Origin of the sequence: Planctobacterium marinum (assembly GCF_020687805.1) — a bacterium.
Lineage (GTDB): Bacteria > Pseudomonadota > Gammaproteobacteria > Enterobacterales > Alteromonadaceae > Planctobacterium > Planctobacterium marinum.
The window spans coordinates 172,113-186,299 of record NZ_JAJEWQ010000004.1; the positions used below are offsets into that span (position 1 = coordinate 172,113).

Annotated in this window: 11 protein-coding genes and 1 tRNA gene; 8 read left to right on the forward strand and 4 right to left on the reverse strand. The window is 47.9% G+C overall.

The window, feature by feature from the left end; all coding sequences use genetic code 11:
• The first annotated feature begins 54 nt into the window (after window positions 1-54).
• From LJ740_RS14335 to LJ740_RS14355, 5 genes are all read left to right on the forward strand, one after another.
• Entirely contained in the window at window positions 55-1,314 is a 1,260-nt protein-coding gene (locus LJ740_RS14335; protein WP_229529796.1) for a ribulose-bisphosphate carboxylase large subunit family protein, read from the forward strand.
• Window position 1,315: 1 nt separating this feature from the next.
• Window positions 1,316-2,602, forward strand: coding sequence for a four-carbon acid sugar kinase family protein (locus LJ740_RS14340; protein ID WP_229529797.1), 1,287 nt, complete (start codon window positions 1,316-1,318; stop codon window positions 2,600-2,602).
• A 143-nt stretch (window positions 2,603-2,745) separates the two neighbouring features.
• A complete protein-coding gene (locus LJ740_RS14345) occupies window positions 2,746-3,414 on the forward strand; it encodes an aspartate/glutamate racemase family protein (protein ID WP_229529798.1) in 669 nt (222 codons plus the stop codon).
• A 21-nt stretch (window positions 3,415-3,435) separates the two neighbouring features.
• A complete protein-coding gene (locus tag LJ740_RS14350) occupies window positions 3,436-4,836 on the forward strand; it encodes an FGGY-family carbohydrate kinase (protein WP_229529799.1) in 1,401 nt (466 codons plus the stop codon).
• A 77-nt stretch (window positions 4,837-4,913) separates the two neighbouring features.
• Complete coding sequence (locus tag LJ740_RS14355; RefSeq protein ID WP_229529800.1) at window positions 4,914-5,756, forward strand: hypothetical protein; 843 nt, start codon at window positions 4,914-4,916, stop codon at window positions 5,754-5,756.
• A gap of 36 nt (window positions 5,757-5,792) precedes the next feature.
• Here LJ740_RS14355 and LJ740_RS14360 read toward each other — a convergent pair whose 3' ends face one another.
• Together LJ740_RS14360 and LJ740_RS14365 are read right to left on the reverse strand one after the other, a co-directional pair.
• Window positions 5,793-6,590 carry a DeoR/GlpR family DNA-binding transcription regulator gene (locus LJ740_RS14360; RefSeq protein WP_229529801.1) on the reverse strand — a complete coding sequence of 266 codons (798 nt, stop codon included), beginning with the start codon at window positions 6,588-6,590 and terminating at the stop codon, window positions 5,793-5,795.
• A gap of 485 nt (window positions 6,591-7,075) precedes the next feature.
• Window positions 7,076-7,152 (reverse strand) — tRNA-Arg (locus tag LJ740_RS14365).
• 183 nt (window positions 7,153-7,335) lie between these two features.
• Here LJ740_RS14365 and LJ740_RS14370 point away from each other — a divergent pair.
• Window positions 7,336-7,731, forward strand: a complete 396-nt coding sequence (locus tag LJ740_RS14370; protein WP_229529802.1) for a c-type cytochrome — start codon at window positions 7,336-7,338, stop codon at window positions 7,729-7,731.
• 220 nt (window positions 7,732-7,951) lie between these two features.
• Window positions 7,952-10,504 (forward strand): bifunctional diguanylate cyclase/phosphodiesterase, encoded by a 2,553-nt coding sequence (locus tag LJ740_RS14375; RefSeq protein ID WP_229529803.1) that lies wholly within the window; start codon window positions 7,952-7,954, stop codon window positions 10,502-10,504.
• Window positions 10,505-10,619: 115 nt separating this feature from the next.
• On the opposite strand, the gene rep is transcribed toward LJ740_RS14375, so the two are convergent.
• On the reverse strand, window positions 10,620-12,629 hold the full coding sequence (rep, locus tag LJ740_RS14380; RefSeq protein WP_229529804.1) for a DNA helicase Rep: 2,010 nt from the start codon (window positions 12,627-12,629) through the stop codon (window positions 10,620-10,622).
• 159 nt (window positions 12,630-12,788) lie between these two features.
• Here rep and ubiK point away from each other — a divergent pair, with 159 nt between their 5' ends.
• Window positions 12,789-13,067: a ubiquinone biosynthesis accessory factor UbiK gene (gene ubiK, locus LJ740_RS14385; RefSeq protein ID WP_229529805.1), complete on the forward strand. Its 279-nt coding sequence runs from the start codon at window positions 12,789-12,791 to the stop codon at window positions 13,065-13,067.
• Here ubiK and LJ740_RS14390 read toward each other — a convergent pair.
• Complete coding sequence (locus LJ740_RS14390; protein ID WP_229529806.1) at window positions 13,064-14,143, reverse strand: GlxA family transcriptional regulator; 1,080 nt, start codon at window positions 14,141-14,143, stop codon at window positions 13,064-13,066. The genes ubiK and LJ740_RS14390 overlap by 4 nt on opposite strands.
• Between the last annotated feature and the right edge of the window lie 44 nt (window positions 14,144-14,187).

Here is a 14,187-nt window from a genome sequence, read left to right on the forward strand (position 1 = left end):
TCACTCTCACTACAACGTTATCAGCGAGGAGTACTTAGCGTACGTTACAATGCCATGACAACAGATCGTATTTTAGCATCTTATTGGATCGAAACTGCTTACCCGCTGCAAGAGGCAGCAGACACAATGGCTGGAGAGCAATCAACGGGCACCTTTGTTCGGGTTCCTGGCGAAACCGACGAATTACGTGATGCACATGCCGCACGCGTGGAAGAAATTACCGACCTGGGCGAGGTGCAATCTGCCTCTTTGCCTGGCTCCGGTTTACCTAAAAACCGCAATGCCACACGGCGGGCCGCCAGGGTGACATTGTCCTGGCCCGTTGCCAATATGGGGCTCTCTTTACCAAATCTTTTAACCACCATCGCCGGCAATTTATCTGAACTAAAAGCGTTTTCCGGCCTGAAGCTGCTGGATATTAAATTACCTGATGCTTTTCTCGAAAATTATCAGGGGCCGCAATTTGGTGTTGCCGGAACGCGAAAACTGGCGGGGGTTTATGACCGCCCCATCATCGGTACTATTATTAAACCCAGTGTGGGATTTTCTCCTGAGGCGACGGCGCAGCAGGTAAAGCTGCTGTTAGATTCCGGTGTCGATTTTATTAAAGATGACGAGTTACAGGCAAACGGGCCACACTGTCCTTTTGAGGCGCGCGTTAAGGCGGTTATGAACGTGATCCGCGAACACCGCGACAAAACCGGTAAAATGGTGATGTATGCTGCAAACCTCACCGGCGAGATAGACGAAATGCTGTCCCGTCACGATGTAGTACTTGCTGAAGAGGGAACCTGTATCATGGCGAGCCTGAATTCCATTGGCCTGCCGGCCATGAAGGTACTTCGGGCACATTCACAATTGCCGATACACGGCCATCGCAATGGCTGGGGAATGCTGGCACGCTCGCCAGCCATAGGTATGAGTTTCATCGCTTACCAGAAACTTTGGCGCCTGGCGGGTATTGATCACACTCATGTCAATGGCATCGACAATAAATTCTGCGAATCCAACGACAGTGTTATCGCATCGGCCAGAGAGTGCCTGACACCCATGTTTGATGCTCCGGCCAAAGGCTGTGAGATCATGCCGGTTTTTTCTTCCGGCCAGTCAGTTCATCAGGTGGAAAAGACCTTTCAGGCAATGCGTACCACTGATGTTATGTATGCTGCGGGTGGTGGCATAATGGCCCATCCAATGGGACCTGCCGCGGGTGTTACAGCACTCAGACAAGCCTGGGATGCGGCAATTTCAGGTATCCCGGCGATTCAGGCTGCCAAAGATCATGCTGAACTGGCGGCTGCTTTGGGAGTATAACGTGGCATTACTGTACGGTTATTACGCAGATGATTTTACTGGCTCCACTGATGTGCTTGAACAATTAGCTGAGGGGGGAGTGAGTGCAGTATTGTTTCTTCGGGTTCCGGACAAGGCGCTGTACCAACGATTTGAAGGGGTGAAAGCCATCGGTATTGCCGGTGACAGCAGAAGTCGTTCTGTGAGTTGGATGCAAGACAAGCTGCCACAAATGTTTAGCGTGTTACAGCACGCTGAAGTGGTGCACTACAAAACCTGCTCGACATTTGACAGCAGCCCGACGGTGGGCTCTATCGGCAAGGCACTGGAAATCGGTGTCGATTTGCTGGGTGGCCCGGCGGCAATTGTTGTGGCGGCTCCTCATCTGGGGCGCTATGTGGCATTTGGCAATCTGTTTGCTAAGGCCAATGACACTTTGTATCGCATCGACCGGCACCCGACTATGTCCTGCCATCCGGTTACACCTATGGCGGAAGCTGATCTCAGATTGCATCTGGCTGAGCAAACCGGGCGCAAGATATCCTTACTGCCTCTGCCGGATTTGCACGCAGAAAATCAGCAAACCCAGTTTGAAAGCGCTGGCAACAACGTCGATGCAATCCTCTTTGATGGTGTATCCGCCGATGATCTGGCAGCGACAGGAGCCCTGATTGCCAATAACAACATGCATTTTGCCGTTGGTAGTTCGGGCCTTACCAGAGCGCTCGTGTCTCAGTGGCGCAACAGGTCGCTGACCGAAGAAGATAAAATTCAGGCACCTGCTTCGGCAGTTGAACAATTACTGGTATTGAGTGGTAGTTGCTCACCGGTGACCGGAGAGCAAATCGCAGTCGCAAAATCCAAAGGCTATGACGCCATACCGGTGGATATGACGGCATTGACCCGGGACGACGCAGAAGAGCGCCGTTTAGTCGCCGCTGCACTGGCTTCTCTGGCAGCGAAAAAAAGCTGCATTATTTATTCTGCTCAAGGGCCACTGTCCGGCCAACCTGAAGCAGCCGGGGAAGTGCTGGGTGCGACGCTGGGCCGAATAGCCAAAAAGGTCGTGCAGGAAACCGGGCTTAAGCGCATCCTGTTTGCCGGAGGTGACACTTCCAGTCATGGTGTTGCGCAACTTAACGCGGATGCCATGACCTGGCAAGCGCCCATTGAAGTGGGGGCACCACTGGTGAAGATTCACTCTCTGGATACCAGCATCGATGGTCTGGAAATGGTGCTGAAAGGCGGTCAGATGGGCCAGCCCAATTTTTTCGAATCTGTGCGTTGTGGTCGTCAACTGGCAGAATAATCATAGGTTTATTATGTGTAACCTGGCAATTGCTTCCGGTACATCGCGCAGATCATCACGGCCGATAAATTTTTGTGCCCGGTTGGCCGGCGAATTCGATACCGACGATGCGCAGCCATGCACACTTTAGAAGGATAATTATTGTGAAAACGTTAGCTTTAGTTCATACCTCACCGACACTCAGTCCATTGTTTAACGAGTTGACTGCGCGCATCATGCCGGATGTACGCATTCTGCATTTTGTCGATGAAAGTCTGATCAAAAATACCATCGCCAAAGGTTTTCTGGAAAAGTCTTCCATGAGACGCCTGATCACTATGGTAGGCTCCGGTTTTGATGCCGGTGCTGATGCTGTTCTTGTCACCTGTTCATCTATTGGTCCGGCGGTTGATATCGCTGCACAGCTCTACGATAAGCCGGTGTTGCGGGTGGACCGTCCGATGGCGGAAAAAGCGCTTGATGCCGGTCGTCGTGTAGGAGTTATTGCAACTTTACCTACTACCTTAAAGCCGACTTCGGATCTGGTGCGCAATGTTGCAGCGCAGCAGGGCAAAGAGGTAGAGATTGTTGAGTACCTTTGCGAAGGTGCATTTGAAGCGGTCATGGCCGGAGACGGCGAAACTCATGATCGCATCGTTGCTCAGGGGTTAACCGAGGGGATGAAAAGTGTCGATGCGATTGTATTGGCGCAGGCTTCAATGGCACGGGTACTGAGTACTTTACCGGATGATGCCTTAACTGCACCCGTATTTTCCAGCCCCGAACTTGGCGTACAACGTGCCCAAGCAGTATTGCAAAGTCTCAGTTGCTAAGCAGGAATTAAGAAGGTAAGCATGCCAGACAACTCGTCGCAACATACCGTAGTCATTGATATCGGCAAAACCCATATCAAGCTGCACCTGTTAAATCGCGATTTTCAATCTGTGTTCTCCAGGCAGATGAAAAACAGCGTTGTAAATTATGGGGACTATCCAGGTTTCAATACTGAAGTCATTTGGCAATGGTTGATGGATGGTATCAAAGCTGTTGCGCAGGAATATCACATTGCGGCGCTGACGGTGACCACTCACGGCGCCACCGCTGCCTTGATAAATCGCGAAAACGACGCTGATGGTGGGTTAGTTTTTCCGATACTGGATTATGAATTTCCGGGGGTTCAAAGCGACACGTCGGATTACAGTGCCTTGCGACCAAATTTTAGTGAAGCTTACTCTCCGGATTTGCCGGCGGGACTGAATCTGGGCCGACAACTGCACTGGTTAAAGCAAAGTTTTCCGGAACAATTTTCTCAGGTAACCGACATTCTCATGTATCCCCAATATTGGGTGTGGCGCTTTACCGGCCAGAGATATTCTGAAATCACATCGTTGGGTTGCCACACCGATCTGTGGTCATTTTCGCGATGGGACTATTCAGCACTGGTAGACAAGTTAGGTCTGCGCCAACTAATGCCGCCCGTGAAACCCGCCTGGCATGAATGTGGTCAGCTGTTACCGGCGTTGTCTCAACAGCTGGGCCTTAGCGCTGATTGTCGTTTTTTTAATGGCGTTCACGACAGCAATGCCAGTTTTTTACGTTACCGCCTGACACAGGGCGATGCTCCTTTTACGGTAATTTCAACGGGTACCTGGACCATATTAATGGCTTCCCGAACACCATTGGACAAGTTGAATGCCGACAAGGATATGCTCGCCAACATTGATGTGACTGGTCAGCCGGTAGCCTGCGCCCGGTTTATGGGCGGGCGAGAGTTTGAAGTTATTTGCGAGCAAGCCGGCTCCTGGCTTGGTGAGCAGTTCAGCAATCAGGATGTAGCGCACATTATCCAACAATCGGTGTTTGCATTGCCGGATTTCAGTGAGGGCAGTGGACCTTTTGGCGGAAAAAAAGGGCGCTTTGTCGGTGATATTAATCAGATAAGCGGCATTGCATTGGCAACGCTCTACTGTGCGCTGATGATTGACTATCAGCTGGATATGCTGGGCACACAGGGATCGGTATTCATTGAAGGTGCTTTTTTGAAAAACCCGTTGTTATGCGAACTTGTGGCTCAGTTACGCACTGAGCAGCCGGTATTTTTGTCCCGCGACAGCACCGGAACCGTGCAAGGTGCTGCCTGTTTAACTCATTGGGATAATGCTCAATGTGAACTCGGATTACGAGAAGTACACAAATCGACTCTTTCAGGACTGACGTCGTATCGCACTCAATGGCGTGCACTGGCTGAACTGTAGCCGGCAATGTCATGCTGTTGAAAGGTTGGTTTTTGCGGATGTGGTGCCCGAAGCACAGTTAATTTTAGGAAATTTTTATGCAAGTTTTGTTGTTTATGGTGTTGGGTCTTTTGGTTTTGTTGGCTTCCAGCCTCAGTGTTGCTCAACCGGTCACGCTCAGTGAAACAGACTGGCACGGAAGTGACACCTATAAAATTACTATGCCGATGGGAACCGTGTATTTTGAAAAGGGCAATGGCATATCAGGGTTTAAGAGTTTCATTGATTCTCAAGGCAACGACTGGATTGCTTCGTACCTGCCTCCGGGCCCCAAAGGCGAATACCGTGGATTTCCAAATAGCGTGGGGGGCTTTGGTCACGCGGGTCGCGATAGCGGCTCGGTGACCAGGGTTGTCAATAATATTATCCAGGGCGATGTGGTTATACTGGAGTCCAGCAATCCGTATTTCACCTTTCGGTATCACTTTTTTGCAGATCGCATCGCTGTTGAAGTTCTGGAGTCTTCGGGTAAAGCCTATCCCTTTATTCTTGAAACGGTCGCCGGAGGGAGTGCAGATGCTGAAGATTTTTTCGTCACTGCTGATGGTGTCAGGCACATTCCTACCGTAGCGGGGGAGCTGGATGATTTCACTCCGGAGTGGATATACATTGGCGATCCCAAGGTCAGGGATGTGATGTTTTTTGCGAAGACACCGGAAGATGATGCCCCTAACGAGAATCATCGTCAGATTCTGGATGGCAATGTTCACAATATGGATCTGTACAGTTTTGGTCGCACCGGACCGGAACAGGGTTATACGGTTAAAGGGATGCAGGGCAACCGACATGTCGCCATTATTGGGTTTACGTCAGGAGAAAAGTCTCACCAGGAGATTGCCACCCTGATTGAAGGGTTTATGGCGCAACCTTTCACACCCTGATGCCTTATCGGCAGTGCATCAGGGCTGCTACTTTGCTTAATTGCTGCGAGCCACTGGTGCGAGAATAACTTCCACGTTGTGCTTTTTCAGCATATCCAGCTGTTCTTCAGTGACGCCATCATCGGTGATTAGCACGTCTACTTCTTCCAGCTCGCACAAGATCAAACTACTGCGCTTTCCAATTTTAGAACTGTCGGCCAAAACAATAAGTTGATCGGCTTGTTTCAACAATTTGCGCTCAGAAAGGATCAGCAAAGGATCTGTTTCCATCAGGCCGAACTCGCTAATGCCGGGAGTGCCCATAAACATTTTGGAGCCGTGGTAATTGGGGATACAGTCATTGTCAAATGAGCTTAATATGATGCTTTGTTTGCGGTAAATCTCTCCACCCGGTAACGTAATCTGACAATCACTGTTTTCTGCCAGTTCGGTGGCTAAAGCAAACGAGTTCGTCAGTATATTCAGATGGCGACTATACAGCGCGTCCTTCATCATATAGGTACTGCTACCGCCATTGATAATGATGGACTCGCCGTCTTCACACAATGACACTGCCTTGGCGGCAATGGCTTGCTTTTTGTCCTGATGTGTTTCGGCATCCACCAAAAAAACGGAGCCTTTTAAATGGGTTCGTCCTTTTGTTGACCCTACCGGGTTGTTTGACTGAGCGCCACCGCGGATCTTGGTCAGCAGGTTGCGTTTCGCAAGCTTGGTCAAATCACGTCGTATGGTAGCCTCAGATGCTCTCAGTTGTGAGGACAGCGTAGGCACGGACGCAAAACCACTTTCGGCCAGCAACTCCAACAATAAATGGTGTCTTTGTTTTTCAAGCATATAGTGCACGTTTCCTTGGGAACAATAATCATTATTAAGGTCCTTCAATCAACGGCCATCAATTTCAACGCGACAAAACACTTGTGTCAGCAATTTTCATGACTAAAAAAGGCACCTTTTGAAAGAATAATACCAGTAAAGCCTTCCAATGACTAAATTTACTTGAACAAATTGTGAAAAAATTCATCCGCTGCTGCAGCCATAAAAATAATCTGAGACTGGCGACAATAGTCGCTGTAATGCTGCTCTACTCGTTTGGCAGAGCATGAATCAACGATACAACCAACAGGAACTCGCCAACACAATCATCCCTGTACGAAATGGCCTATAAATTTGCTGTATTATGATTTCCGCACAGTTTGCTTATTTAAAGATTGATACGACGTACCCTGTACGCCTGGTAGAAAAAGGTACTGGCACTGATTCAAAAAAATTAAACGTTAGATTTTACGTAGCAGGAAGCTATGAATGAATTTCTGGAAGGATGGCGCACCCGAGAGGATTCGAACCTCTGACCTCTGCCTCCGGAGGGCAGCGCTCTATCCAGCTGAGCTACGGGTGCGTAACCGGGCGCTAATAATACGGATGTCGGGCCATTCAGGCAACCGCTTTGTGGGCTTTCCTAAAATAAAAACTAATTAGCAGGCCTGATATTCCAGTTTCCGGTTGTCGGCAGGTTTTAACTGGCTATAATCGTTACAGTTTATTAACTATGGTTTACGAAAGTCATCGCGGAATAAAAGATATGAAAAAACTGCTTACCCTGATTTTAACTACCTGCATGTTTGTTTCTGTGGCACACGGAGCAAAGAAAGATACTGATGAAGAGATAAAAGAGCGTATCAAGCCGGTAGGTAGCGTTCATGTGGCTGGTGCAGCTGCTGAATCTGCTGCAGCGGCAGGGCCGCGTTCTGGCGCAGATATTTATAATGCCTCTTGTGTTGCGTGTCATGCCAGTGGGGTTTTAGGTGCCCCTAAAAAAGGTGATGCGGCTGCATGGCAGGCGCGGGTAGATGAGAAAGGTTTTGAAACGGTTTGGCAAAACGCCCTGAACGGTATCGGAGGTATGCCTCCCAGAGGAACCTGTGGCGATTGCTCTGATGATGACATCAAGGCTGCCATCGAATTTATGATGGAATAACAGACACCCGATAGCCTTTGTTAAATTGGTGTAATTAATTTCTCCAGGCGAATGTAATACAAAACAGCTTTGAGTAAAAAGTCACAATTTTGCATTAATTTCATTCCAAATATTCTAAGAAAAGGTCACCTCAAAGGTGGCCTTTTTGTTAATGTTACGTTATTTTTAGCAACGTCTATTCTGGCGAATAATTATAATTAAATTTTGACAACAATGTGTGATGGAACAAAATAATCAGGCTGGCGTACTGTCTGAGGACGAATTGCGAGAGTTGGTCCCGCAGCTTCAAAAGGTGACAGAGAAGTACAAGCGCGCCGAAGCCATTCAAAAAGCGTTATTCGATATTTCTGAACTCTCCAGTTCAGTTAGCGAATTGTCACGCCTGTATTCTGCTGTCCATGACATTATCGCCAGTTTTATGCATGCTCGTAATTTCTATGTCGCTTTCTACGATGACAGCGAGAGCATGGTAGATTTCGTTTACTTCGTTGATGAATTCGACGAACTCACTATGAACGAAATGCCCGCGGAAAAGTTAAAAGATGGTTTCACCGGCTATGTATTAGAAACCGGTAATCATCTGTTCCTCACCAAAGAGAACTACGATCAGAAAGTTGAAGAGATCGGTATCAGCAAGCTGGGTACCCGGCCCGTTGACTGGATTGGTGTGCCGCTGAAGCGAGGTCAACGCATTATTGGTGTGATGGCGGTACAAAGCTATGACGATGCGGTTCGCTACACCGAAGACGATCTGGATATTTTACTGTTTGTGTCGCAGCACATAGTAACCACAGTGGATCGGGTTAAAAACCGTGAGTTAACCGAAAAGACGATCAGACAGCGTACTAAACAATTGCGCGACATTAACAACGAGTTGCAGGAAGAAATCAAAGAACGCCAGAAAATAGAATCTCTGCAACAGGCTTTATTTGAAATATCAGAGCTTTCCGCCACGATGGAAGGTGATATCCCTGATTTTTATGCCAATCTGCACGATATCCTGGCTCGTCTTATTCATGCTCCTAACCTTTATATTGCCACTTTGGATAAAGAACGCCAGTTCTTACGCTTTCCCTATTTCAGTGATCAAAAGAGTAAGGCGGCCACCCCCCGACCGTTGGGCCTGGGGCTGACGGAATATGTACTCAAACATGGCCATGCCGAACTGATAGATGCAAAACGTGCGCAGGAACTTGCCGAAGAAGGTTTGTTATGCCCGGATATTGCTGGGCGCATGTTGGCCAGTAAAAACTCCTGGATTGGCGCACCTCTGATTGTCGATGGCGAAGTGTCGGGCGTTATAGGGATTCAGGCCTATAACGAAGATTACACCTATGGTTTTAAAGATCTGGAATTATTGCGCTTTGTTTCTCACCATATTGCGGTAGCACTGGAGCGTAAAAAGGCAGCTGAAGCGATTTACGCTTACAACAACGAACTGTCTTCCCGGGTCAAAGAGCGCACTCAGGAATTGGATGAAACCAATGCCCACCTGAAAAAACAAATCGAAGAGCGTAAGCAAATCGAATTAAAGCTGATCCACGATGCGCATCACGATGCGTTAACTGGATTACCTAACCGCGCTATGTTCCTCAATCGACTGGAGTTGGCATTGGCCAACAAACAGCGTTTCCCTGAGAACAAATTTGCGCTGTTGTTTATCGACCTGGACCGTTTCAAATTAATCAACGACACCTTGGGTCACCACGCGGGCGACAGCTTTTTAATTGAAGTGAGCTTGCGGGTTGATCAGTGCATCCGGGGGCACGATTTGTTAGCCCGACTGGGCGGAGACGAATTTGTGATCCTGCTGGACAACTTTGACGACGATGAAGATGTTGAAGAGGTTTCACAGCGCATTCTGGAAACCCTGAGCAAACCTTTCTGTCTGGATGGTTCAGAAATGTACTCAGGCGGCAGTATCGGTATTGCTTACGTTGAAAGCTGGTATCAAAGTGCCGATGAAATTATTCGTGACGCCGATTCCGCAATGTACCAGGCCAAATCACTGGGGCGTGGTCGCTATGTGATGTTCGACCAGAGTATGCGTGAAAAACTGCTGGAAGAGCTGGAGCTGGAAAATGACTTCCGCCGCACGTTAAAGTTAAAAGCATTCGATTGCAATTATCAGCCGGTGATCCACCTGGGCAGTGATGAGACCATTTACCATGAATGTTATGTGCGTTGGGTGCACCCGACTATCGGCAGTGTAAAGAAAGATCAGTTTGTGCGCATTATCGAACACAGTGGCATGACGATGGAAATGGATAATTTCATGCTGGAAAAGGCCTGTCAGATTTTGTCTGAGCAGGAAGATGTACCTTTTATTTCCAGGACCGACAAGGTTGCTATCAACCTCTCAGGTAATCACCTGATGCAGGCTTCGCTGGTCAATCAGTTGATTGAGAATGTCATGTCGTCGGGTATTTCTCCGGAAAGACTGGTGATTGAAATCGACGAAACCTTATTAAACCGCAAGTCTCAGCAGGTGTTACAGTCTATTAAAATGCTCAAAAAAGCCGGGGTTACCCTGGTGCTTGATAACTTTGGTAATGGCCTGGCATCCCTGAACTACCTGTGTTCTTACCCCTTTGATTACGTGAAGTTTGATCGCAAATTTATTCGTTCGCTGCCCGGGTCAGAACAAAACCTGAAGCTGATCCAGTCAGTGCAGCAGATTTCGCAACACTTTGGCTTCCAGTTAATAGCAGAGGGTATCGAGAATGCCGCACAATGTGAGGCATTGGTGGGAATTGGCTGTGAGTTAGGGTAGGGCTCGTTTCTGACCGAATTTCAGAATAAATCCATCGACAAGCCGAAGGCCGAACAGGATCAAAAAAAAGTCGAAAATGAAGAAAAAGTCATTCCATTGACTGCCTGAGCCAGGTTTAACGCAGCATATTGCGTAAATTGGCAATTCCGACTTCGCCCTTTTTCTGTTTTTCTTCTTTACTGGCCGACGGCTTTTTGGTTTCCCAAACGACATCATCAACCGGAAGTTCATCCAGAAAGCGGCTGGGTTCCGGAAAGTTTATCTCTCCAAACTGTCGACGCTCTTTTGCTAATGAGAATATGAGTTCTCGTTGCGCGCGGGTAATTCCCACATAGGCCAGACGTCGTTCTTCCTCGACATTGTCCTCGTCGATGCTGCTTTGATGGGGCAACAAACCTTCTTCCATACCCACCATAAATACGTAAGGAAACTCCAGGCCTTTCGAGGCATGTAAGGTCATTAATTGTACGGCGTCACTGGCGTCTTCTTCCTCGTTCTTTTCCATCATGTCCCGCAGAATAAGGCGGTTAACCACTTCCACCAGACTCATGGGAGGATCGGTATCCGTGCCTTCCAGCATACCCTGTACCCAGCCGTATAAAGTACTGATATTGGCCAGGGTCATTTCCGCAGCTTTGGGTGACGCACTGGTTTCATAGACCCATTCTTCGTATTTGGCACCTTTGATCAGATCCCGCAACGCAGCATGGGTATCTCCGCGCTGGGCATTATCTGCCAGCTCTACTATCCAGCGACCAAAACCCTGTACGGCGGCCAGTGATTTGCCGCTGAGTACCTGTGGTAATTGCGATGACAGTGACGCTTCAAATAGCGATATTTTCAGTTGATTGGCCAGATTACCCAGCTTTTCCAGTGTAGCCCGGCCAATGCCACGGGTGGGTGTGTTGATTACGCGTAACATCGCGGTATCGTCGTCGTGATTCACCAGCAATCGCAGGTAGGCCATGATGTCTTTGATTTCTGCCCGTCCAAAAAACGACATTCCACCACTGATTTTGTAGGGAATGCGATTGAGCATCAGGGATTTTTCAAAAGGCCGGGACTGGTGGTTACCGCGATATAATATGGCATAGTCTTTATAACTGGTGCCATTCATAAACTTGTGGGACATCAGTTCTGCCACCACCCGCTCTACTTCGTGATCCTCGTTTTTACACTGGATAACGCGTAATTCTGCACCGTAACTGAGTTCCGAGAATAAGCGTTTCTCAAACTCATGGGGATTATTCTGGATCAGAATATTGGCACAATGCAGAATACGACCAGAGGAGCGATAGTTTTGCTCCAGCATGATCACTCTCAGGTTAGGGTAATGTTCTTTCAGTAGGATCAGGTTTTGCGGCTTGGCACCACGCCAGGAATAAATAGACTGATCATCATCTCCCACCACGGTAAATCTGGCCCGCTCACCTACCAGTAGTCGCACCAGTTCATATTGACTGGTATTAGTATCCTGATACTCATCCACTAACATATAGCGGATTTTGTTCTGCCACTTTTGTCGGACTTGTTGGTTTTGCTGTAACAATAAGGTTGGCAACAGGATCAGGTCGTCAAAATCCAGGGCATTGTAGGCTTGCAGATGTTCCTGATACCGCAAATAAACATGGGCAAACTCTTTTTCTCCGGTGGAGCTGACCTGGTTTAACAATTGTTGTGGCGTGATGAGATCGTTTTTCCAGTTGGAAATGCAGCTTTGCAGCAAGGACAACTGTTCCTTGTCACCGTCAATGGTGTCTTCAGTGAGATCCTTAAGCAATGCCAGGGTATCTTTATCATCAAACAAAGAAAAACCAGGCTTGATGTTCAAAGCCCTGGTTTCTGATTTGATGATATTCAGACCGAGAGTGTGAAACGTCGATACTTTTAAACCCCGGGCTTCTGCTTTGCCCAGTGTCTGGCTGACCCGTTCTTTCATTTCACGAGCCGCTTTATTGGTAAAGGTTACGGCTGCGATATAGCGCGCCGGTACGTCACATTCCCGCACCAGATAGGCAATTTTATTGGTGATAACCCGCGTTTTACCACTGCCTGCGCCCGCCAATACCAGGCAGGGACCGGAAATATATTTAACTGCATCATCTTGCTGCGGATTGAGTCTCATGGGTTTCGCTTCTCAGACTGTCAACTGGGAAAATCAGGGCGGCTGATTTTACACGAGTCGGCAAAAATAATCTGTGCAATGCCACACAAAAAGTTGAGATACATAGAAAAAGCCTCCACACTGTGGTTAATCATAAAAAAGATGCAGGACTCAGTAAGTATGGTACTTGATCCAAAGAAACTGGAAGAAATTGCCAATAAAGTGGTAGACAGCATTCCGCCCGGTGTGAAACAAATGGCCGAAGGGGTGGATGCCAAGGTAAAACAGGCGCTGCAGCATCAGCTGAGTCGACTGGATTTTGTATCCAGAGAAGAGTTTGATGTGCAAACCTCTGTTTTGCAGCGTACCCGTGAGAAACTCATTGCGCTGGAAACGCGTATGGAAGAGCTGGAAAAAGCCAACTCAGCCACGGCAAAAATCGAAAACAGCACCGATTAGGCCTGTTGCGCTTCGGTATGCGCAAAGCCGAAGCGCTCGCGATAATTCTTCGGCGATAGCTGTGTGTGGTTGTTAAATAATTTACGAAACGAAGCCACATCCTCATAACCCACCTTAAACACAATCTGTTCTACAGGCAGATTCGTGGATTCCAAATAGTGTTTGGCCTTTTCTACTCTGATCTTCTGCAGGTAATTCAGCGGTGTTTCGTTGCAGGCATTTTTAAAGCGCCGGATTAAAGTGCGCTTAGTCACGGCAAACTGTTCACAGATTGCATCCAGAGAAAACGGCTCAGCGTAATGTTTCATCATCCAGGCCTGAATGCTTTCTACCAATGCGTCGTGTTTATTGATGATAAACGCGGTATCAATAAAAGGTTGCTGCGACAATCGTTGTTTGTCCAGTAACAGTAATTTTGACATTTGCGTGGCGAAGATATCGTTGGTGAGTTTTTCCAGCAGCGCCATGCAAACACTAAAGTAAGACGTGGTGGCGCCACCGGTAATGATGTTGCCATGAACAACCACCAGTTCATCCATTTTTAATTGCACATCGGGAAAGTGTTCGCTAAACAGGTTCTTCATCCACCAGACCGTGGTGGCGGGAATATCATTAAGAACTCCTGTTCTTGCAAGGCCAAAAGTGCCGGTGCAATAGCTGGCAATGAGCTTTCCTTGTTGGTGTTCCTGTCGAATAACCTCTGTTACACAATGGCAGCTATTGAGATAGGCCTCCATGTGAGCACGGTTGTGAGCAAAAATAGACACCAGAAAGACCGCATCGCCCGGTGTGTAGTCCATGATATTTTTTGCTTTAATCGAAATACCTGCCGCGCTTTTTAACTCTTCGCCTTCGGTGCTGTATATCTGACAGCGAAACAGTTTTTCATCACAGTCCGGATGCAGATAGCGCCAAAATATGTTGCAAAACTCCATAAAGTCCACAATGCCGGTCAGGCTGGAAAACACGCAGTTAGGCGTGGCAATAATGTTGATGGTCTTCATGGGATTCTCCGTACAGACTGTTAAAACGCCAAAATCGTCTACCGATGGCAATAAAGGCACTTTAATTGTCATTATTGCCACTTCTGCGCATTATTGCAAGTGGCTAAAATTACCTC